At 74.2% G+C, this 21,009-nt stretch carries 17 protein-coding genes and 1 pseudogene; 8 read left to right on the top strand and 10 right to left on the bottom strand.

The window, feature by feature from the left end:
• The first annotated feature begins 16 nt into the window (after window positions 1-16).
• Together RB146_00405 and RB146_00400 are read left to right on the top strand one after the other, a co-directional pair.
• Window positions 17-811 carry an ABC transporter ATP-binding protein gene (locus tag RB146_00405; GenBank protein MDQ7827441.1) on the top strand — a complete coding sequence of 265 codons (795 nt, stop codon included), beginning with the start codon at window positions 17-19 and terminating at the stop codon, window positions 809-811.
• A gap of 5 nt (window positions 812-816) precedes the next feature.
• Window positions 817-1,638, top strand: a complete 822-nt coding sequence (locus RB146_00400) for an ABC transporter ATP-binding protein (GenBank protein MDQ7827440.1) — start codon at window positions 817-819, stop codon at window positions 1,636-1,638.
• A gap of 39 nt (window positions 1,639-1,677) precedes the next feature.
• Here RB146_00400 and RB146_00395 read toward each other — a convergent pair whose 3' ends face one another.
• Window positions 1,678-3,321, bottom strand: a complete 1,644-nt coding sequence (locus RB146_00395) for a peptide ABC transporter substrate-binding protein (protein MDQ7827439.1) — start codon at window positions 3,319-3,321, stop codon at window positions 1,678-1,680.
• Window positions 3,322-3,486: 165 nt separating this feature from the next.
• Here RB146_00395 and RB146_00390 point away from each other — a divergent pair, with 165 nt between their 5' ends.
• From RB146_00390 to murQ, 6 genes and pseudogenes are all read left to right on the top strand, one after another.
• Window positions 3,487-5,046, top strand: a complete 1,560-nt coding sequence (locus RB146_00390; protein MDQ7827438.1) for an ABC transporter substrate-binding protein — start codon at window positions 3,487-3,489, stop codon at window positions 5,044-5,046.
• 51 nt (window positions 5,047-5,097) lie between these two features.
• Complete coding sequence (locus tag RB146_00385) at window positions 5,098-6,045, top strand: ABC transporter permease (protein MDQ7827437.1); 948 nt, start codon at window positions 5,098-5,100, stop codon at window positions 6,043-6,045.
• Between the two features lie 4 nt (window positions 6,046-6,049).
• On the top strand, window positions 6,050-6,943 hold the full coding sequence (locus RB146_00380; GenBank protein ID MDQ7827436.1) for an ABC transporter permease: 894 nt from the start codon (window positions 6,050-6,052) through the stop codon (window positions 6,941-6,943).
• Complete coding sequence (locus tag RB146_00375) at window positions 6,940-8,058, top strand: serine hydrolase domain-containing protein (GenBank protein MDQ7827435.1); 1,119 nt, start codon at window positions 6,940-6,942, stop codon at window positions 8,056-8,058. The genes RB146_00380 and RB146_00375 overlap by 4 nt, the downstream gene beginning before the upstream one ends.
• Complete coding sequence (locus RB146_00370) at window positions 8,058-9,233, top strand: anhydro-N-acetylmuramic acid kinase (protein MDQ7827434.1); 1,176 nt, start codon at window positions 8,058-8,060, stop codon at window positions 9,231-9,233. The genes RB146_00375 and RB146_00370 overlap by 1 nt, the downstream gene beginning before the upstream one ends.
• A 7-nt stretch (window positions 9,234-9,240) precedes the next feature.
• Window positions 9,241-10,095: pseudogene (gene murQ / locus RB146_00365) on the top strand (N-acetylmuramic acid 6-phosphate etherase).
• A gap of 62 nt (window positions 10,096-10,157) precedes the next feature.
• On the opposite strand, the gene RB146_00360 reads toward murQ, so the two are convergent.
• The 9 genes from RB146_00360 to RB146_00320 form a co-directional block, all read right to left on the bottom strand.
• Window positions 10,158-11,204: a BadF/BadG/BcrA/BcrD ATPase family protein gene (locus RB146_00360; GenBank protein MDQ7827433.1), complete on the bottom strand. Its 1,047-nt coding sequence runs from the start codon at window positions 11,202-11,204 to the stop codon at window positions 10,158-10,160.
• Between the two features lie 9 nt (window positions 11,205-11,213).
• A complete protein-coding gene (locus RB146_00355; GenBank protein MDQ7827432.1) occupies window positions 11,214-11,906 on the bottom strand; it encodes a putative N-acetylmannosamine-6-phosphate 2-epimerase in 693 nt (230 codons plus the stop codon).
• Window positions 11,903-12,757 carry a carbohydrate ABC transporter permease gene (locus tag RB146_00350; protein ID MDQ7827431.1) on the bottom strand — a complete coding sequence of 285 codons (855 nt, stop codon included), beginning with the start codon at window positions 12,755-12,757 and terminating at the stop codon, window positions 11,903-11,905. The genes RB146_00355 and RB146_00350 overlap by 4 nt, the downstream gene beginning before the upstream one ends.
• Complete coding sequence (locus RB146_00345; GenBank protein ID MDQ7827430.1) at window positions 12,754-13,770, bottom strand: sugar ABC transporter permease; 1,017 nt, start codon at window positions 13,768-13,770, stop codon at window positions 12,754-12,756. The genes RB146_00350 and RB146_00345 overlap by 4 nt, the downstream gene beginning before the upstream one ends.
• A 72-nt stretch (window positions 13,771-13,842) precedes the next feature.
• Window positions 13,843-15,102: an extracellular solute-binding protein gene (locus RB146_00340; GenBank protein MDQ7827429.1), complete on the bottom strand. Its 1,260-nt coding sequence runs from the start codon at window positions 15,100-15,102 to the stop codon at window positions 13,843-13,845.
• 131 nt (window positions 15,103-15,233) lie between these two features.
• The gene (gene nagA, locus RB146_00335; GenBank protein MDQ7827428.1) at window positions 15,234-16,421 is read right to left on the bottom strand and encodes an N-acetylglucosamine-6-phosphate deacetylase; all 1,188 of its coding nucleotides are present in this window, start codon (window positions 16,419-16,421) and stop codon (window positions 15,234-15,236) included.
• Window positions 16,422-16,425: 4 nt separating this feature from the next.
• Window positions 16,426-17,478, bottom strand: a complete 1,053-nt coding sequence (locus RB146_00330) for an SIS domain-containing protein (protein MDQ7827427.1) — start codon at window positions 17,476-17,478, stop codon at window positions 16,426-16,428.
• An 81-nt stretch (window positions 17,479-17,559) separates the two neighbouring features.
• On the bottom strand, window positions 17,560-19,257 hold the full coding sequence (locus tag RB146_00325; GenBank protein ID MDQ7827426.1) for a peptide ABC transporter substrate-binding protein: 1,698 nt from the start codon (window positions 19,255-19,257) through the stop codon (window positions 17,560-17,562).
• Window positions 19,258-19,264: 7 nt separating this feature from the next.
• Window positions 19,265-21,009, bottom strand: a 1,745-nt coding sequence (locus tag RB146_00320) for an AMP-binding protein (protein ID MDQ7827425.1), incomplete at its 5' end; no start/stop codon positions are given.

Raw genomic sequence — 21,009 nt, 5'->3', positions numbered from 1 at the left:
CGGTGAGGCGGCGGCCGTGAGCGGCGAGCCACCGCTGCTGGAGATCCGCGACCTGGCCCTCGCCTTCGGCGGCGTCCAGGCGCTGGCGGGGGTGGACCTCACGGTCGCCCCGCGCGCGCTCGTCTCCCTCATCGGGCCCAACGGCGCCGGGAAGACCACCCTCTTCAACTGCGTCTGCGGCCTCTACCGGCCCGACCGCGGCACCATCCGCCTGCGCGGCGTCTCCCTGGTCGGCCGGCGCCCCGACGAGGTGGCGCGCCTGGGGGTGGCCCGCACCTTCCAGAACCTCGAGCTCTTCCGCCACGCCACGGTCCTGGACAACGTCCTGCTGGGACGCCACCTGCACATCCGCACCCCCCTGCTGGCGGCGGCCTGCGCCACGCCGGGGTGGCGGCGCGAGGAGGTGCGCCACCGCCGCCGCGTCGAGGAGATCCTCGACCTCCTCGACCTGCAGGCGGTGCGCCACCGCCGAGTGGGCGACCTGCCCATCGGACAGCAGCGCCTCGTGGAGCTGGCCCGGGCGCTGGCCCTGGAACCGGTGCTGCTCCTGCTGGACGAGCCCTCCGCCGGGATGACGGCGGAGGAGAAGGCCGAGCTGGTCTTCCGCATCAAGGACGTGCAGGAGGCCTGGGGGGTGGCCGTGGTGCTGGTCGAGCACGACCTGCGCCTGGTGATGGAGGTCTCGGAGCGCGTCACGGTCCTCGACCACGGCGTGCGCATCGCCGAGGGGACGCCCGAGGAGGTCCAGCGCCACCCCGAGGTCATCCGCGCCTACCTGGGGGCCTCGCCGGCGGCGGCCTCGGCGCGGTGAGCGGGATGGCGGGCCCGGAACCGGGCGGCGCAGCCCTCCGGGCGCGGCAGGCCCCGCCGCTGCTGCAGGTGCACAATGTCGAGACCACCTACTACGGCCGCCTCACCGTCCTGCACGGCGTCTCCCTCACCGTCCACGCCGGGCAGATCGTGGCGCTGCTGGGGAGCAACGGCGCCGGCAAGAGCACGCTGCTGCGCACCGTCATGGGCTACCTGCCGGGGCAGCCGGCGAAGGGGAGCGTGGTGGTGGCCGGCCGGCGCGTGAACGGGTGGGAGCCCGAGGACGTGGCGGCCCTCGGGGTGGGCTACGTGCCGGAGGGCCGCGGCATCTTCCCCGACCTCACCGTGGAGGAGAACCTGCGGCTGGGCGCCTTCCGGCGGCGCGACGCGGCGGTGGCCCGTGACCGCGCCTGGGTGGAGCACCTCTTCCCCGTCCTGGCGGAACGGCGCCGCCAGCCCGCCGGGACGCTCTCGGGGGGCGAGCAGCAGATGCTGGCCATCGCCCGGGCGCTGCTCGGCCGCCCGCGGCTGCTCATGCTGGACGAACCGTCGCTGGGCCTGGCCCCGCTGGTGGTGGCGGAGATCTTCCGGGCGCTGCGCGAGGTGCACGCCGCCGGGACGGCCCTGCTGCTGGTGGAGCAGAACGCGCGGCTGGCCCTCGAGCTGGCCGAATGGGCCTACGTGCTGGAGGGCGGGCGCGTCGTGCTCGACGGGCCGGCAGCGCGCCTGCGCGAGGACCCGAACGTGCAGGAGCTCTACCTCGGCGTCACCCGCGAGCCCTCGGTCAAGGGCTACCGCCGCTACCGCCTGCGTCGCCGCTGGTCCTGACGCCCCGCCGCGGGGCGGGCCGGCGCGCCCCGGCCGCCCCTACTGCGCCCACCCCCACTCCGGCGCGTTCCAGGTGATGCCGGAGAAGCCCCCGGGCTTGACGTTGCGCAGCGCCTTCTTGGCCGTGGTCAGGTAGAGGCGGAAGTACAGCGGGATCACGGGCAGATCCTCCGCCACCAGCTCCTGCTGCCGCCGCAGGAGCTGGATGCGCCGCGCCTCGTCCAGCTCCTCGGCGATCTGGTCGAGCAGGCGGTCGTTCTCGGCGTTCCGCCACCCCATGTGGTTGCCCCCCTCGAAGTTGTTGGCCTCGCTGGGGATCTGGCTGGAGTGGAAGAACGAGCCCAGCGTGGTGGGGCCGAAGAAGTTGGCGTACATGGTGATCTGGTAGGTGCGCCGGCGGATGATCTGCCCGATGAGCACCGAGGCCGGGACGTTGTTGATGCGCAGGTCGATTCCCACCTGGCGCAGCTGCGCCTGCATGATCTGCTCGACCTGCTCGCGCACCGCATTGCCGGCGGTGGAGATGATGGTCAGCTCCAGCCGCTTCCCCGCCGGCGAGCGCATGATGCCGTCGGGGCCGGGGGTGAAGCCGGCCTCCTGCAGGAGCTGGCGGGCCCGCGCCGGGTCGTAGGCGTACTTGCGCACGTTGGGGTGGTGGGCCGGGTGGGCCGGCGGGAGCCAGGTGTGGGCCACCGGCTGCTTGCCCTGGAAGAGGCGCGCGGTGATCTCCTCCCGGTTGATGCCGTGGGCCAGCGCCTGGCGCACCCGCTTGTCCCGCAGGAACTCGTCGTCCAGGTTGAGGTTCAGCCGCTCCCAGATCAGCCCCTGGGTGTAGTGGGCGGCGATCTGGGGGTTGCGCCGCTCGATCTCCACCATCTGGTCCAGGGAGAAGTTGTTGGTCGTGGCCGTGACGTCGATCTGCCCCGCGATGACGTTGGCCTGCAGGACGGTGCTGTCGAGGATGAAGCGGAAGACCAACCGCTTGATGCGCGGCCGCCCCTCCGGGAACCGGTCGTAGGCCTCCAGCGTCATGTGGCTGCCCCGCACCCACTCGACGAAGCGGTAGGGGCCGTTGCCCACCGGCTCGTGCGCCTGGCGGTGCGCCTTCAGGCGGGAGGGGTCGCGCAGGTACTCCGCCTCCAGCACGTGCTTGGGCAGGATCTGGTGGCCCAGGTTGGCAAAGGGGTAGGCCTCGTTCCACTGCACCACCAGGGTGTAGGGGTCGTTGGGGTTGGGAACGAGCATGTGGTCGATCTTGCGCAGCTCGAAGCGGCTGAGGGTGGGGCTGCGCGGGTTGCGCAGCATCAGGTAGGTCCACGAGGCGTCCAGCGCGGTGACCGGCCGGCCGTCGTGCCAGGTGTAGCCGCGCTTGAAGCGGTAGGTCACCCGCATCTTCTTGCCGGGGAGGATCTGCCAGTCGCCGTCGCGGATGGTCGGCAGCTTCTCCACCAGTTGCGGGAAGGTCTGGCCCTTGTCGTTGTAGCGGACCATGTAGGCGTAGAGGACGTCCTGGATCTCCCCCGAGACCTGCATGGCGGAGAAGAGCAGGGCGTCGGGCTCCTGCGCCACCCCGATCACCACCGTGTCGGGGACCGGGGGCGCCGCCGTGGTGGGGGCAGAGACCAGGGCGATGAGGACCAGGGAGGCGAGCACCATCGCGGCGAGGCGGGCGGGGACGACCATCACGGACCCTCCGGCGTCCACCGGCAGCTCGGGCCGGGCGCGACGCCGACAGCACCATTCGAACCGCCCGTGGAGCTCTCCTGCCGGGCTCCAGGGGAGAAGGGCCTCCGAGGCGAATGAAGCACTCGGATGGTTCGTCGGGGAGGTGGCTGGAGGGTGGTAGTGGTGAGGAAGGCACTGGTGGTGACGGTCACGCTCGGCGTTGTCGCTGCGCTCGCGCTTGGCGAGGCCCGGGCGCAGGCGGAGCGACGCGGCGGGACGATCCGGGTGGGGATCACCCAGGAGATCCTCAACCTCGACCCGCACGTGGCCACGGCCTTCTCCTCGTTCCAGGTGCTGGACCTGGTCTACGAGTCGCTGCTGCGGCTCAACCCGCGCACGCTGGCCCTCGAGCCCAACCTGGCCCAGTCGTGGAGCGTCTCGCCCAACGGGCTCGAGTACACCTTCACCCTGCGCCGCGACGCCACGTTCCACGACGGCAGCGCGGTGGACGCCAGCGACGTGAAGTACACCATCGAGCGCATCCTCAACCCGGCCACCCGCTCGCCGCAGGCCAGCTTCCTGGGGCCGGTGCGCGAGGTCACCGTGGTGAGCCCCTTCGTCGTGCGCATCACGCTGGCGCAGCCCTTCGCCCCGCTGCTCTCCGTGCTGGCGGACAACCGCCGCTCCGGCATCGTGCCGGTGAACTTCGAGGAGAAGGTGGGCACCCCGCAGACGCGCACGCTGGGCAGCGGCCCGTACCAGCTGGCCGAGTTCGCCGCCACCGGCGTGCGCCTGGTGCGCCACGAGCGCTACTGGCGCAAGGACGCCGAGGGGACGCGCCTGCCCTACGCCGACGCCGTCGTCTTCCGCGTCATCCCCGACCCGGCCACCCTGCGGGCGGCGGTGCGCGCCGGCGAGGTGGAGATGATCATCGGCTTCGGGGTGGACGTGACCGCGGCGCGCACCCTGCGCGACGTGGCGGGGCTGCGGGTGGTCTCCACCCCCGACCTCTCCTACAGCCTGGTGGGGCTGCAGGTGGAGCGAGGGCCGCTGGCCGACGTGCGCGTGCGCCAGGCCCTCAGCCTGGCCACCGACCGGCAGAAGGTCGTCGAGCTGGTCTACTCGGGACGGGCGGCGGTGGGCGGGCCGCTGCCGCCCACGCTGGAGGAGTGGGCCCCGCTGCCGCCGGGACGCCTCCCCCACTACCGCCCTGACGTGGGGCGGGCCCGCCAGCTGCTGGCCCAGGCCGGGCAGCCGCGCCTGGCGCTGCGCATGATGCCCATCCCCACCGTGCCGGAGGCGGTGCAGATCGCCCAGGTGCTCAAGGAGCAGTGGGCCCAGGCGGGGGTCACCGTGGAGCTGGAGCAGGTGGACTTCGCCACCTTCCTGGCGCGCTGGCGGGGCAGCCAGTTCGACACCTTCGTCTCGCTCAACGGCGGGGCCACCGACCCCGACATCCACCTGTACCGCCACCTCCACTCCACCGGCAGCACGAACGTCTTCAAGTTCAAGGACCCGACGCTGGACCAGCTCCTGGACCAGGCGCGCGCCACCCCGGACCCCAGGCGCCGCGTCCAGCTCTACGTCCAGGCCCAGCAGCGCATCGCCGACCAGGTGCCCTTCCTCTTCATCGCCTACGCCGACCTCTTCGCGGTCATGCGCACGCAGCTGCAGGGGTTCGTCCTCACCTCCACGCGCTCGATGGCCCCGCTGGCGGAGAGCTGGGTGACGGCGAGCCGGTAGGCCCGCGCGGGTCGCGGTCGCGGTCCGTGGACCGGGGCCCGCGCGCGTCCCATGCAACGCTACCTGGCCCAGCGCCTCCTCCTGCTCCTCCCCGTCCTGCTGGTCATCTCCATGCTGGTCTTCGGGTTGATGCACCTCATCCCCGGGGACCCGGCGCAGGTGCTGCTGGGCTTCGAGTCCACCGATCCCGAGCAGCTGGCCCGCGTGCGCCGCGACCTGGGACTCGACCGGCCGGTCCCGGTCCAGTACCTGCGGTGGATGGGACGGCTGCTGCGCGGGGACCTGGGCACCTCGGTGCGCACCGGCCGTCCCATCGCCGACCTGGTGGGGGAGGCCCTCCCCTACACGCTGGAGCTGGCCGCCTACGGGCTGGGGCTGGCCGTGGCCCTGGCCCTGCCGCTGGGGGTCGCCGCCGGCACCACGCGCTCCCGCCTGGCCGACGCGGCGATGCAGACCTTCACGCTGCTCGGCCTCTCCCTGCCGGCCTTCTGGGTGGGGGCGGTGCTCATCCTCACCTTCAGCGTCCACCTGCGCTGGTTCCCCGTGCTGGCCTACCCGCCGCTGTGGCGCGACCCGCTGGGCAACCTCTGGGGCTTCTTCCTCCCGGCGCTCACGCTGGCCGTGCCCAACGCGGCGGCCATCGCCCGCATGGTGCGGGCGTCCCTGGTGGGGGTGCGCGGGGAGGAGTACGTCACCGTGGCCCGGGCCAAGGGGCTGGGGGAGGTGGCGGTGGTGCGCCGGCACATGCTGCCGAACGCCCTCATCCCCGTGGTGACCCTCATCGGGATCGTGGCCGGCTACCTGGTGGGGGGGTCGATCGTGGTGGAGCAGGTCTTCGCCATCCCGGGGTTGGGGCGGCTGGGGCTGCTGGCCATCGTGCAGCGGGACTACCCGGTGCTGCAGGCGGTGGTGCTGCTGGTCACCGGCCTCTTCGTCCTGATCAACCTGGCGGTGGACCTGGCCTACGTCCTGCTCGACCCGCGCATCCGCTATGGCTGAGGGCATGGCTGAGGGCGCCGCCTCCCGCCCCGCCCTGAGGGCCGTCCGGCCGTCCGCCGGCCCCCTGCGCCTGGTCCGCCGCGCCCCGAAAGCCGCCACGGGGGCGGCGCTGCTCCTGGCGGTCCTCGCCGCGGCGCTGCTCGCGCCCGTGCTCGCCCCCTTCCCGGTGACCGAGATGCACCCGGAGGCGCGCTTCGCGCCGCCCGGCCGCCCCTACCTGCTCGGCACCGACTTCTACGGCCGCGACCTGCTCAGCCGCATCCTGTGGGGCTACCGCACCTCGCTGGCGGTGGCGGCGCTGGCCGTGGCCTTCGCCCTGGCGCTGGGCGGCACCCTCGGGGTGGTCGCCGGCTTCGTCGGCGGAGCCGTCGACACCGTCATCATGCGGGTGATGGACGTGGCCTTCGCCTTCCCCGTGCTGCTGCTGGCCATCACCATCGTGGTGATCCTGGGCCCGGGGATCGCCACCACCGTGCTGGCCATCGGCCTGGTCTACGTCCCCATCTTCGCCCGCATCGCCCGCGGCCCCACCCTGGTGGTGACGGCGCAGGCCTACGTGGAGGCGGCGCGGGCGCTGGGGCAGCGCCCGTCGCGCATCGTCACCCGCCACGTCATGCCCAACGCCGCCACGCCGGTCCTGGTGCAGGCCACCATCAACCTGGCCACGGCCATCCTCTTCGAGTCGGCGCTGAGCTTCCTCGGCCTGGGCACCCAGCCGCCGTATCCGTCGCTGGGGCTGATGGTCAGCGAGGGGCGCAATTACCTGGAGGTGAGCCCCTGGCCGACGCTGGGCCCGGGGCTGGCCATCGTCGTGGCCGTGCTGGGGATCAACCTGCTCGGCGACGCGCTGCAGGAGCTCCTCGACCCGCGCCTGCGCCCCACCTGGACGGCGGCGTGACGGCGCGGCGCGACGGACGCCTGACCCCGGTGGAGGCCCTGCTCGCGGAGGCCATCGCGCGCGGCGTCTTCCCGGGGGCGGTCCTGCACGTGCGCCAGGACGGGCGGGTGGTCCACCACCGAGCCTTCGGCTGGGCGCAGGTCGTCCCCCACCGGCGGCCCATGACCGCCGGGACCCTCTTCGACCTGGCCTCGCTCACCAAGCCCGTCACCGCCACGGCGGTGCTGCAGCTGTGGGAGCGCGGGGCGCTGGACATCGACCGTCCCGTGGCGGCCTGGCTGCCCGCCTTCGCGCAGGCCGGCAAGGGGGCGGTCACGGTGCGCCACCTGCTCACCCACACCTCCGGGCTGCCGGCGTGGATCCGCCTCTACCTGCGCGCCGCCACAGCGGAGGCGGCGGTCGCCCAGATCTGCGCCACACCGCCGGCGGCGCCGCCGGGGACGCGCTTCGAGTACAGCGACCTGGGGTTCATCCTGCTGGGCGAACTGGTGCGGCTGGCCAGCGGCCTGCCGCTCGACCGCTACCTGGCCGCGCACGTGGCCCCGGTGCTGGGGTGGCGGCGGACGCGCTTCCGCCCGCCGCCGTCGTGGCGGCGGACCTGTGCGGCGACCGAGCTGGGCAATGGCTACGAAGAGGCGCAGGCGGGGGAGGAGGGGCCGGGCTTCCCGTGGCGTAGGGAGGTCATCGTGGGGGAGGTCCACGACGGCAATGCCCACTACGCCTTCGGCGGTGTGGCCGGGCACGCCGGGCTCTTCGGACCGGCCGAGGAGGTGGCGCGCCTGGGACAGGCCATGCTCGACGGGGGCGTGCTGGCGGGACGGCGGCTGCTCGCTCCATCCACCGTTGCCGAGGCGGTGCGCGACCATACCGGGGCCGCACTGGGCAGCGGGTGCGGCCTCGGGTGGCGCACCCGCACGGGCACGACCTTCATGGGCGAGGGCGCCTCGCCACGCGCCTTCGGCCACACCGGCTTCACCGGCACCTCCATCGTCGTCGACCCGGACCGCGCCCTCGTCGTCGTCCTCCTGACCAACCGCGTCCACCCCCGCGTCGACCCGGCCATCGAGACCTTCCGCGGCCCCTTCCACGACGCCCTCTACGGGGCGCTGCGCTGATGCGGCTGGCCCGCGTCCTGGACGCCATCGCCCGCAAGCCGGCGCGCACCGTCATCGGGCTCATCTCCGGCACCTCGGCCGACGCGGTGGACGCCGCGGCGGTGCGGGTGGAGGGGAAGGACCGGGCGCGGTGGGTGGCCACGCTGGCCACCGCCTCCTACCCCTACCCGCCGGAGGTGCGGGAACGGGTGCTGGCCCTCACCGCCGCGGGCTCGACGCGCGAGGTGTGCGAGCTGAACGTGGCGGTGGGGGAGGTCTTCGCCGAGGCGGCGCTGGGGGTGATGGCGCGCGTGGGCGAGGTGGACCTCATCGCCTCGCACGGGCAGACGGTCTACCACATCCCGCCCGGCCCCGGGCAGCCGGGGGCGACGCTGCAGATCGGGGAGCCGGCGGTCATCGCCGAGCGCACGGGGACGTGCACGGTGGCCCACTTCCGCGCCCGGGACATGGCCGCCGGCGGTCAGGGCGCCCCGCTCGTGCCGTACGCGGACTTCGTCCTCTTCGCCGACCGGACGCGCACGCGCATCGCCCAGAACATCGGCGGCATCGCCAACGCCACGGTGCTGCCGGCGGGAGCCGGGCCGGAAGAGGTCCTCGCCTTCGACACCGGCCCGGGGAACATGGTCATCGACCTGCTGGCGGAGATGCTGCTCGGGCGCGCCCTCGACGCGGACGGCCAGGCCGCCGCCCAGGGCACCGTGGACGAGACCCTGCTCGGCGACCTGCTGTGGGACGAGTACATCATCGCCCCGCCCCCCAAGAGCACCGGCCGGGAGCGCTACGGGCGTGCCTACGCCGAGGCGGTGCTGGCCCGGGCGCGGCGCAAGGACCTCTCCCCCCACGACGCCCTGGCCACGGTGACGGCGCTCACCGCCGAGGCCATCGTGCTGAACTACGAGCGGTTCATCTTCCCGCGCCACGACGTGCACGAGGTCATCGTCAGCGGCGGCGGGGTGCACAACCGCACCTTGATGGAGCGGCTGCGCCGGCGGCTGGCCCCGCGGGCGGTGCGGCGCGCCTCCGAGTTCGGGGTGGACGACGACGCCAAGGAGGCGGTGGCCTTCGCCATCCTCGGGCACGACGCCCTCCTGGGGCTGGCCACCAACATCCCGCGCGCCACCGGCGCGCGCCACCCCGTCGTGCTCGGGGCCATCTACCCGCCCAACCCGCCGTGACCGCTCCGTGACCGTCCCCCTCGACGCGCTGCCGCTGCCGGCCCTGCTGCGCCGCCTCCACGAGGAGGACCGCCGGGTGCTGCCGGCCGTGGAGCGCGTCCTGCCGCAGGTGGCGCGGGCGGTGCGCGCCGCCGTGGCGGCGTTGCGACGCGGCGGGCGGCTGATCTACGTGGGCGCCGGCACCAGCGGGCGCATCGGCCTGCTGGACGCCCTGGAGGTCCCGCCCACCTTCGGGGTCCGCCCGGAGACAGTGCAGGCGGTCGTGGCCGGCGGCATCGGCGCCACCGTGGAGGCCACCTCGCCGCTCGAGGACGACGCGGCGCTGGGGCGGCGGGAGATGCGGCGCCTGCGGGTGGGACGGCGCGACGTGGTGGTCGGCATCGCCGCCAGCGGCTCCACCCCCTTCACCGTGGCCGCGCTGGCCGAGGCACGCCGTCGGGGGGCCACGACGGTGGCGCTGGCGGCCCGCCCGCGCACGCCGCTCGTGCGCGCGGCCAACATCGCCATCGTGCCCCAGACCGGCGAGGAGGCGGTGCGCGGCTCGACGCGCCTCAAGGCCGGCACGGCGCAGAAGCTCGTCCTGAACATGCTGAGCACGGCCACGATGGTGCGGCTGGGGCACGTCTACGGCGACCTGATGGTGGGGGTGCGGCCGCTGAACGCCAAGCTGCGCGCACGGGCCCGCGCGATCGTGGCGCAGGCCGCCGGGGTGCCGCCGCGCACCGCTGCGCGCCTGCTGGCGGCGGCGGGCGGCGAGGTGAAGACGGCGATCGTGATGGCGCGGCTCGGCACGGACGCGGAGGAGGCCCGCCGCCGCCTGCGCCGCGCAGGAGGCTCGATCCGGGTGGCGCTCGCCGGCGGGTCAGTCAGGGTGGCGTTCGGCGGCGGGGCGGTCCGGCTGGCGCTCGCCGGGAGGCCGTTGCGTCAGCGGGACCACAGGTCGGCGCGGGACGGTGGGCCGGCGCGGGCGCGCTTGGCCATCCGGGCTCGGCGCAGCCGCCGCACCGTTGCCGGCGGCGGGGCCATGCCCGCCAGGTCCATGGCCAGCAGCACCGCTCCCAGCGCCGGCGGGAGGACCGGCCGCCGCAGGCGCACCGGCACGCCGGCCTCGGCCAGGGCGGCGCGCAGCGGGGCGAGGAGAAGAGGGCCCGACTCGAAGACGCCGCCCACCGGGTAGAGGTCGGCCCGCGGCAGGTCCAGGCGGCGCACGACGGCCAGGGCCAGGGTGGCGAGCGCCTGCCCCGCCTCCCCCAGGATGGCCTGTGCCTGCACGTCCCCGCGCCGCGCCGCCTGCACCACCAGGGGGACGAGCGAGGCCAGCACCCTGCGCCCCTCCTCCCCGTACACCGCCCGCCGGATGGCCGGCCACGGGCCCAGCCGCGCCGCCACCGCCTCCTCCAGGCGCGTCGCCGGCCCGCGGCCGTCCTGCGCGCGCAGCGCCGCGGCCAGCGCCGCCCGCCCGATGGCCACGCCGCCGCCGGCGTCGTCGATCAGGAACCCGTAGCCGCCGGCGCGCGCCGTCCGCCCGGCAGCGTCGCGACCGAAGGCCACCGAGCCCGTGCCCGCCACCACCATCACCCCGGGGCGTCCCACCGTGGCCCCGGCGAACGCCACCTCGACGTCCCACGTCACCCGCAGCGCCTCCACCTGCGCGCCCTGTGCCCGTGCCGCCTCGCTGAGGAGTCTCGTGGCCAGCGCCGACTCCGGCGAGGCCGGTTCCAAGCCCGTCAGGCCGGCCACGGCGGCGCGCATGCGGCGCGCTCCCGATCCCCGCAGCGCCTCCCCGACCGCCTGGCGCAGCGCCTCGCGGGTCTGCCGCCGCCCCGCGGGGCGGTAGAGGTGGTCCACCGGCCCGGCCTGGCCCACACCCACCACGCGGCCGTGCAGGTCGGCGACGACGCAGCTCGTGGAGGTGGCACCGCCGTCGACCCCGAGGAAGAGGGGGACGCTCCCCGTCCGGATGCGGCCCATCGGGTTTCCCTATCGGCGCGGCGTGGCGGCGACGAACCGGCGCGTGAGGTGGACGGGGTCGGTGATGGCCCGCCCCACCACGACGGCGAACGCTCCCGCCTGAAACGCCCGCGCCACCTCCTCCGGGGTCCGATAGCGGCCTTCTGCGATCACCGGCACCTCGACCCGCCCGACCAGCACCTCGACCAGCGCCAGGTCCGGTTCCCCCGGCGGCGCCCCCGGCCCCGTGTACCCCGCGAGCGTCGTGGCCACCGCGTCGGCCCCGGCGGCGGCTGCGGCGATACCCTCCTCCACCGTGGAGACGTCCGCCAGGACCGGGCGGCCCAGCTGCGCGCGCACCGCGGCGATCAGCGCCGCCGCCTCCACCCCGCCGGGACGCGGCCGGGCGGTGGCGTCCACCGCCACCAGGTCGGCTCCGGCTTCCACGACCGCGCGCGCGTCCTCGAGGGTGGGCGTGATGTAAACAGGGGAGCCGGGGGAGGTCACCTTGCGCAGGCCGATGATGGGCAGGTCGAGGGCTGCCCGCACGACGCGGATGTCCTCCTCCCCGGCCAGGCGCAGGCCCGCGGCCCCGCCGGCGGCGGCCGCCTCGGCCATCGCCAGGATGCGCGCGGGGTCGCGGAACGGGTGCCCCGGCCGGGCCTGGCAGGAGACCACCAGCCCGCCACGCACCCGCTCGAGGACGGGGTGGAGCGCCCTCACCCCTTCACGGCGCCGGCGGTGAGGCCCCGGATGAACTGCCCGGAGAGGAGCGCGTAGGTGGCGATCACCGGGAGCGCGGCCAGGGTGAGGCCGGCGAAGAGCGTGGCCCAGTCGGTGAAGTACTGCCCGAAGAAGGTGGTCATCCCCAGCGGCAGCGTCTTGCGCGCGTCCGACTGGATGAAGACCAGCGGGAAGAAGACGTCGTTCCACACCGGGATGATGTTGTAGATGGCCACGATCACCAGGGCCGGGCGCACCAGCGGCAGCATGATGGTGGTGAAGATGCGCCACTCCCCGGCGCCGTCGATGCGCGCGGCGCTGTCCAGGTCCTGGGGCAGGGTGCGGAAGAACCCCGTGAGGATGAAGACGGCGCTCGGCAGCCCCGAGGCGGCGTAGATGAGGATCAGGGCCCACAGCGTGTCGAGGAGGTGGAGGTTGCGCATCAGCAGGAAGAGCGGGATCACCCCCAGCCGCAGCGGCAGCATCAGCCCGCTGAGGAAGTACAGGTAGAGGAGGTCGTTCCCGCCGAAGCGGAACCGCCCGAGCGCGTAGCCCGCCATGGCGCCCAGCACGAGGATCAGCAGCACCGCGGCCGCCGTGACGATCAGGCTGTTCTGCACGTACCGGGCGAAGTGGGCCTCCACCCACACCCGGGCGAAGTTCTCCAGGCGCCAGGCCTGCGGCAGCCCGAAGGGGTGCTGGAAGATCTCCCGCGTGGTCTTGAAGGCGGAGAGGACCATGATGACCATGGGCGCCAGGACGAGCAGGGCGTTGGCAGTCAGCACCAGCTGCCCGGCCCACGCCCAGCCGCGCGGGCGCCTCCGGCGCAGGCCCGCGGCCGCCACGTTCACGCGTACTCCACCTCCCGCCGTCGCAGCAGGACGGCGGCCACCGCCGAGACCGACCCCAACAGCGCGAACATCAGCACCGCGATGGCCGAGCCGATGCCGATGTCCTGCAGGCCGGTGTCCACTTCGCCGAAGGCGGTGCGGTAGAAGAGCAGCCCCAGCACGTCGGTGGCCCGGTCGGGCGCGCCGGCGACCCCCTGCATCACGTAGGGGAGCTCGAACCAGTTGAAGGCGCCAAGGAAGGTCAGGAGCACGATGATCGTCACCGCGGGGGCGAGCAGCGGCAGGACGACGTGCCGCACCGCCGCCCCCTCCCCGGCCCCGTCGATGCGCGCCGCCTCCAGGTACTCCTCGGGGATGGCGTGGATCGCCGCCAGGAAGACCAGCGTGGGGAAGCCCAGCCAGCGCCAGGCATTCACCAGGACGAGCGTGACCAGGGCCGTGTGCGGGTCGCCCAGCCAGGGGCGGGCCAGGTGGCCCACCCCGGCCAGCGCCAGGACCTTGTTCACCGCCCCAAAGACGGGGTTGAGGAAGAGCAGCCACAGGAAGCCCACGATGACGAGCGACAGGGTCACGGGGAGGAAGAAGATGACCCGGTACACCCGCGCCCCCCAGGGATCCCGCGCCAGCAGCAGGGCCAGCCCCAGGGCCGTCCCGTTCTGGACGACCATGGTCAGGACGAAGACCAGGACGTTGTGCCAGAAGGCGTTCACCAACAGGCGCGGGTAGGGGAAGGTCTGGACGAGCCGGACGAAGTTGCCCAGCCCGATGAACTCGCGGCGGCCGATGCCCTCCCAGGCGAAGAGGCTGTAGGCCAGCGCCGAGAGGATCGGGTAGGTGACGAAGAGCGCAAACAGCGCGGTCGCCGGTCCCAGGAAGACCACGAGCCACAGCCGCCGCGTCGCCCGCAGGCTGAGGCGTCGGCGGCGGGCCCGGGCCACCTCCCCGCGCGCGGTGTCGCGCCCCCTGACGGCGAGGGCCCCGGGCTGCTCCTCCCCGGTGCGACCGACGGTCATGTCGCGGCCTGCGGCGACCTCCGGTCGGCGACCGGGGGGCGGGCCCGGTTCGGACCCTCCCCCCGGGAGCCCCTACCGCCCGCGGAAGGGCTCAAACCAGCTCGCCAGCCCGCGGGTGACCTCCTCCCCCACCTGCACAGGGGTCATCCGGCCGGCCAGCATCGCCTGCAGGGCGTTCTGCAGCAGGGTGGAGCCCGTCGGCGTCTGCCACCGGAACCCGACCAGCATGATGTAGGGCGTGGCCTTGCGGTTGAGGGCCTGGACCTGCTTCAGCACGGGGTCCCGCACGACGACCCGCGGCACGGCGGAGAGCTGGGCCAGCAGGTCGGTGAACATCTGCCCCCACTCGGTCGTGGCGGTGAAGCGGATGAACTTCACCGCCTGCTCCGGGTACGGGGTCTTGGCGTTGATGCCGTAGTTCCCGTCGGCGAAGGAGGAGACCCAGGGCACCTGCCCCGGCTTCTCCGGCGGGCCGGCGAACACGCCGAAGTCGAGGTTGCGGTTCTGCGCCTTGAAGAAGCCGATCTCCCACGACCCGCCGATGAACATAGCGGCCTGCTCGTTGATGAAGAGCTGCTGCATGGTGGCGTAGTCGATCCCCATGAACCCGTCCGCCATGTACGGGCGCAGCTCCAGCAGCTTCGCCAGCGCGCCGGTGAACTTCGGGTCCTTGAAGGTGGTGTGCCCGCGGATCACCGCCTCGTAGAAGCTCGTGCCGCCGTAGAAGTTCGGGGTGAGCACGCCGGCCATCACCTCGAGCGTCCACCCCTCCTTGCCGCCGTTGGCCAGGGGCAGGACGCCCTTCTCCTTGAGGGTGCGCAGCACCGTCAGAAACTCGTCCCAGCTGCGCGGCACCGAGAGGTTGTGCTGCGCGAAGATCTTCTTGTTGTAGTAGATGACCAGGGTCTGCGTGGCGAAGGGCACCCCGTAGATCTGCCCGTCCTTGCGGCTGCGCGCGCCCGCCAGCGTCTGCAGCGGGAAGCGCCGTAGCTCCGGCACCTTCGTCGTGTCCAGCGGGAGGATGAAGCCGGGCGCGGCGAAGGTCTCCAGCCCGCCGTAGGCCCGCAGGTGGATGATGTCGGGCCCCTTCCCGGCGGTCAGTGCCGACGAGAGGATGGTGTTGTACTCGGTGGCCTTGTAGGGGATGAACTCGACGGTGATCCCGGGGTTGCGCTGCTGGAAGACCCGGATCATCCGGTCGTAGGCCCACTTGTCCTCCACCCGCCAGCTCCAGAAAGTCAGCCTGACGGGCTGCTGGGCCTGCGCGGCCGCGACGCCAAGCCCCGCGAGCAGCACCCCCACGAGTACCCCGGCGACGAGACGTCGTCGCATGTGCGGTCACCTCCGCGACTCTCGGTACAAGCACACTTCGCCGCCGCCCGCCGCCCGCCCTGGTCCACCGACGGGACCGTCCGCCGCGAGGGCTTCCCCGTGCGCCCGGGTGACGGCAGGCGGCTCTCGCGTCAGGACCGGCCAGCCTGGAAGACGACGGCCCCGCCCACCAGGGTCAGCTCCACCTGCCCACCCTCATCGAGCACGACCAGGTCCGCGGGGTTCCCGGGGCGGAGGCCGGCCGGGACCCCCAGGAGCGCTGCAGGGGTCAGCGCCGCCATGCGGGCCACGTCGCGGCAGGTCGCCCCGAGCGCCAAGGCGCGCCGCACCGCCGCGTCCATGGTCAGGAGGCTGCCGGCCAGCGTGCCGTCGGGCAGACGCACCGCACCGTCCTGTGCCACGACCTCGCGCGTCCCCAGCCGGTAGGTCCCCGGAGGCGCGCCCGCCGCCGCCACCGCGTCCGTCACCAGGACCGCCCGCTCCGGCCCGAGCAGCCGCATCGCCAGCGCCGCCGCGGCCGGATGGAGGTGGACGTCGTCGAGGATGAGCGAGGCGCACACCCGACCGTCCAGGAGGGCGGCACCGACGAGCCCCGGCTCGCGGTGGTGGAACGGGCGCATGGCGTTGAACAGGTGCGTGACCATCGCCACGCCCGCGTCGAAGGCCGCGCGGGCGGCGGCGAAGTCGGCGCCGGTGTGGCCGGCAGCCACGACGACTCCCCGCGCCCGCAGCGCGGCGATCACCGCGCCTGCGCCGGGCAGCTCCGGCGCGAGCGTCACCAGGCGCACCGCCGCGCCGGAGCCATCCAGGAGTGCCTCGGCCAGCTCCACCGACGGCGCCTGCAGCCAGGCGACGTCGTGGGCGCCGGCGTGGGCGGGGTCGAGGAAGGGCCCTTCCAGGTGCACGCCCAGGATGCGCGGCCCCGGCCGGTCCGCGGCACGCGCCGCGCTGAGCACCTCCAGCGCGCGGCGCACCACCGGCAGGGGCGCGCTGATGAGGGTGGGGAGGAAGCCCGTCACCCCCGTGGCGGCGAGGTGGCGGAGCGCCGGGTCCAGCGCGGCCGGGTCTTCGACCGTGAGGAAGTCCACGCCGGCCGCGCCGTTCACCTGCAGGTCGACGAACCCCGGCAGGACGACTCCGCGCGGCAGCGCCACGTCCGCCGCGTCCGGCCACCCCGCCTGCACCACGGCGATCCGGCCGTCCGCCACCTCCACCCAGCCGGGCGTGAGGTCGCCGTCCGGCGCCACCACGCGGCCGGCGGCGATGCGCACGCGGCCGGCGGCCGTGCGCAGCGGACGGGATGGGGACGCGGGGGTCACGGGGTCACCGGGTGCGGGTCACCTTGCGTAGCCCGCGGGGCCGGTCGGGGTCGATGCCGCGCTGGACGGCCAAATGCCACGCCAGCAGCTGGGCGGGGACGGCTGCCGGGATGGCGGCCAGCGGTTCGGGGAGGTCCTGCGGGAGCGGGAGGACCGTGGCGGCAGGCGGGCCGGCGCGGCGCGCATCCGTCACCAGGGCGACCTCGGCACCGCGCGCGGCCAGCCGCCGCGTCACCGCGCGCTGCGCCGCCAGCGACGGTCCCCGCAGGGCCACGAGCAGCACCGGCACGCCCGGTGCCGCCAGCGCGATCGGGCCGTGGAGCAGGTCCGCGCCCGACAGCGCCTCCGCCATCAGGTAGCAGGCCTCCTTCAGCTTGAGGGCGGTCTCCAGCGCCACGGGATAGCCGTAGCCGCGGCCGGTGACGAGACAGCCGGTGGCGTCGCGCCACCGCCGCGCCAGCGCGGTCACGGGGGCGTCCAGCGCCAGCGCCTCCTCCACCGCCCCCGGCACCCGCGCCAGACCTCGGCGCAGCGTCCCCACCCGCCCCCAGGCTCCCACGAGCATCGCCAGCACCAGGAGCTGCGCCAGGAAGGTCTTGGTGGCCGCCACGCTGCGCTCCGCGCCGGCGCGCAGCCACAGGACGTGGGCGGCCGCGTCCGCGAGCGGCGAGCGCGGGCGGTTCGTCACCGCCACCGCGAGCGCCCCGGCCCGGCGTGCCGCCGCCACGAACTCGACGACGTCGGGAGACGCCCCCGACTGGGAGAGGCCGACCACGAGGGCCCCGCGCAACCGCAGGGACCGCCGGTACAGCGTCACGGTCGAGGGCGCGGCCAGAGCCGCCGGCACCCCCAGCAGGGTCTCCACCAGGTACTTGCCATAGACGGCGGCGTTGTCCGAGGAGCCGCGCGCCGCGAAGACGACGAACGGGGGCTGACGGCGGCGCAGGACGCGAGCCAGCGCCGCCACCTCCCCCCTCCCCTCGGTCAGCAGGCGCGCGGCCACCTGGGGCTGCTCCCGGATCTCGCGGAGCATGTGGCCGGTGGGGGGCGCGCTCACGGGATCGCCGCCGGGATGAGGGCCGCGACACCGCCGCAACGGCAGCGCGCGGCGCCCGCGCCCCTCACGCGGCTCACGCCGTCACTCCGCCCACGCCCACTCCCAGGCGTTCCAGGTGAGGAAGGAGCCAAAGAGGCCGGTGGGGCGCACGCCGCGCAGCGTGCGGGGCACGGTGACGATCGCCGGCACGAAGTACAGCGGGAGCGCCGGCAGCTCCTCGGCGAAGATGGCCTGCTGCCGCCGCAGCAGCTCGTGGCGGCGCCGCTCGTCCAGCTCGGTGGTGATGGCCTCCAGCAGGCGGTCGTTCTCGGGGTGGCGCCACCCCATGACGTTGAAGCCCTCCCAGTTGTTGGCCGGCGAGGGGATCTGGCTGCTGTGGAACCCCTCGAACCCCGTGGACTCGAGGCTGAAGAGGGTGGAGTAGAGCGCCAGGTGCGGGAACTGCCGCCGCACGGTGATCTGCCCCAGCAGCACCGACGCGGGGCGGTTGTCGATGCGCAGGGCGATGCCCACGGCGCGTAGCTGGTCCTGGACGATCTCCTCGATCTGTTCCCGCACGGCCACCCCGGCGGTGGACATGATGGTCAGCTCCACCCGCCGCCCCGCCGCGTCGCGCAGCACGCCGTCGGGTCCGGGGGTGAAGCCCGCCTCCGCCAGCAGCTGCCGGGCCCGCGCCGGGTCGTAGGCGTAGCGGCGCACGTGCGGGTTGCTGGCCGGGTGGCGGGGGGCGAGCCAGGTGTGGGCCAGCGGGTAGCGTCCCTGGAAGAGCGTGCGCACGATGCCCTCGCGGTCGATGGCGTGGGCGATGGCCCAGCGCACCCGCCGGTCGGCCAGCCAGGGGTCGTCCAGGTTGAAGAGGATGCGCTCCCAGCGCAGCGACGGCGTGAAGAGGGCCACCGCCCCCGAGCTCCGCCGCTGCACCTCCAGAGCCTGCTCCACCCCGAAGCCGCTGATCTCGGTGGCGTCCACCTGACCGGCGATGGCCAGCGTCTGCAGCACCGTGGCGTCCGGCACGAAGCGGAAGAGGAGGCGGCGGATGCGGGGGGCGCCAAGGGGGAAGTGGGGCACCGCCTCGAGCAGGATGTGGCTGCCGGGCACCCACTCCACGAACCGGTAGGGGCCGTTGCCGAGCGGCGCGCGCCAGTAGGGGTCGAGCGGCAGGCGCGCCGGCGAGCGCAGGAAGGCCGCCTCCAGGCGGTGGCGGGGGAAGACCACGGGCTCCCCGAAGGGCAGCGTGCCGGCGAAGGGGTAGCGCTCCCGCCACTGCACCACCAGCGTGTAGGGGTCGTCCGGATTGGGGACGAAGACGTGCTCCACCTTGCCGAGTACCGCCCGGCTCACCCCCGGGGTGGCCGGGTGGCGCACCATGGCGAAGGTGAACCGGAAGTCCAGCGCGGTCACCGGGCGCCCGTCGTGCCAGCGGAAGCCGCGGCGGACCCGCCACACCAGGCGCATCCGCCCGTCGGGCCGCACCTGCCAGCGGCCGTTGGCCAGCGTCGGGAAGTCCTCCACCAGCACGGGGCGGCGCACCCACCGCTCCGTGTAGGGGGCGATATGGGCGAAGAGCGCCCCCTCCACCACCCGCGCCGCAGACATCACCGAGAAGCGGCCCAGGCGGTCCGGCTCCTGGTTCATCCCGATGACGAGCGTGTCGCGGGATCCCCCGAGGGCGGGAGCGGTGGCGGCGGTCCCGAAGCCGGTGACGGACGCCGGGCCCGGGGCGGCGAGGAGCGCCGCCAGCAGGAAGCAGACCCCGAGGGGGCGGACCAACGGGTGCACGGGTGCCCTACCGGTAGAGGCTCTCGACCAGGTCCCGGTACTTCTCCATGATCGCCTTGCGGCGTACCTTCAGCGTGGGCGTCACATCGCCGTCCTCAGCGTAGAGCCGTTTGGGCAAGATGGCGAAGCGCTTGACCTGCTCGGGGGAGGAGAGCGTGCGGTTCACCGCCTCCACCTCCTGCGCCACCAGGCGGTGGACCTCCGGGTGCGCGGCCAGGTCGCTGTAGGTGGTGAAGGGCAGCCGGCGTTCCTGCGCCCAGCGCGAGACGTTCTCCTCGTCGATGACGACCAGCGCCACCAGGTAGCGGCGCCCCTCGCCGATGACGACCGCGTCGTGGATGTAGGGGGAGAACTTCAGCCGGTTCTCGATGGCCTGCGGGGCGATGTTCTTGCCGCCGGCGGTGATGATCAGGTCCTTCTTGCGGTCGGTGATGCGCAGGTGGCCGTCGGGGTCGAGCACCCCGACGTCGCCGGAGCAGAGCCACCCGTCCTGCAGCGCCGCCGCGGTGGCCTCCGGGTCGCGGTAGTAGCCGCGGAAGACGTTCCCGCCCCGCACCAGGATCTCCCCGTCGGGGGCCAGGCGCACCTCCACGCCCGGCAGCGGCCGCCCCACCGTCTCCAGGCGGATGTCCCCGTCGCGGTGGACCGTGGTCGGCCCGCTCCCCTCGGTCTGGCCGTAGACCTGGCGCACCGGCACGCCCAGCGCCCAGAACGCCGCCAGCACGTCGGGGGCGACGGGCGCGGCGCCGCAGAGGACCCAGCGCGCCCGGTGGAGGCCCAGCCGGCGGCGCAGCGGCCCCAGCACCAGCAGGTCCGCGAGCCGGTACAGCGCCTCCACCGGCAGCGCGGCCCGCCCCCCCCGCCAGCGTGGCGGTGCGGCGCGCCGGCCCACCGCCATGGCCAGCCGGCAGGCGGTGCGCTTGACCGGATCGACCTCCTGCAGCCGCAGCGTCACCGCGGAGTGGAGCTTCTCCAGGATGCGCGGCACGACGAAGAGGATGGTCGGGGCCACCTCGCGCAGGTTCTCCAGCACCGTGTCGACGTTCTCGATGAAGTTGACGGTGTAGCCAATGCGGATCGGCCCGAAGACGGAGAGGAGGCGCTCGGCGATGTGGGAGAGCGGTAGGTAGGAGAGGACCTCGTCGGTGGGGCGGAAGTCCAGGGCCTGGTCGAGGGCCTCGAGCGTCCACAGGATGTTCCCGTGGGTGAGCATCGCCCCCTTGGGCGGCCCGGTGGTCCCCGAGGTGTAGATCAGCACCGCCACGTCGTCGGGGCCGATGCCGCTCCAGCGCGCATCCAGGGCGTCGGGGTGGGCCTGCCGGTGCGCCCGCCCCAGCGCCAGGAAGTCCTCCCACAGCAGCACCTGCGGGTCGCGGAAGCCGCGCAACCCCTCCGGGTCCATGACGACGATGCGCTCGAGGGCCGGCAGCCTGCCGCGCACCTCCAGGGCTTTGTCGAGCTGCTCCTCGCCCTCGACGATGTACAGGCGGCACCCGGCGTGGTCGAGGATGTAGGCCACCTGTTCGGGGCTGCTGGTGGTGTAAATCCCCACGGTCCACCCGCCGGCGGCCTGGATGCCCAGGTCGCTCATCAGCCACTCGGGCCGGTTCTCCCCCACCACCCCGACCCGCTCTCCCGGCTGCACCCCCAGGGCCAGCAGGGCGTGCCCCACCAGCTGCACCGCCTCCGCGTAGGCTCCCCAGGTGATCGGCTCCCACAGCCCCAGGCGCTTGCGCCGCAGGGCCACCTTGT

This window comes from Armatimonadota bacterium (genome assembly GCA_031081585.1).
GTDB classification, from domain to species: Bacteria; Sysuimicrobiota; Sysuimicrobiia; order Sysuimicrobiales; family Humicultoraceae; genus Geohabitans; species Geohabitans tengchongensis.
The sequence above is the reverse complement of the archived record's forward strand: the minus strand, read 5'-3'. Positions and strand labels throughout refer to the sequence as shown.

What these genes read in the sequence shown, in the direction of transcription:
- RB146_00340 (MDQ7827429.1), bottom strand. Translation starts at nt 15,102, where the DNA reads ATGCGACGACGTCTCGTCGCCGGGGTACTCGTGGGGGTGCTGCTCGCG.
- RB146_00345 (MDQ7827430.1), bottom strand. Translation starts at nt 13,770, where the DNA reads ATGACCGTCGGTCGCACCGGGGAGGAGCAGCCCGGGGCCCTCGCCGTC.
- RB146_00380 (MDQ7827436.1), top strand. Translation starts at nt 6,050, where the DNA reads ATGGCTGAGGGCGCCGCCTCCCGCCCCGCCCTGAGGGCCGTCCGGCCG.
- RB146_00385 (MDQ7827437.1), top strand. Translation starts at nt 5,098, where the DNA reads ATGCAACGCTACCTGGCCCAGCGCCTCCTCCTGCTCCTCCCCGTCCTG.
- RB146_00400 (MDQ7827440.1), top strand. Translation starts at nt 817, where the DNA reads ATGGCGGGCCCGGAACCGGGCGGCGCAGCCCTCCGGGCGCGGCAGGCC.
- RB146_00360 (MDQ7827433.1), bottom strand. Translation starts at nt 11,204, where the DNA reads ATGGGCCGCATCCGGACGGGGAGCGTCCCCCTCTTCCTCGGGGTCGAC.
- RB146_00395 (MDQ7827439.1), bottom strand. Translation starts at nt 3,321, where the DNA reads ATGGTCGTCCCCGCCCGCCTCGCCGCGATGGTGCTCGCCTCCCTGGTC.
- RB146_00370 (MDQ7827434.1), top strand. Translation starts at nt 8,058, where the DNA reads ATGCGGCTGGCCCGCGTCCTGGACGCCATCGCCCGCAAGCCGGCGCGC.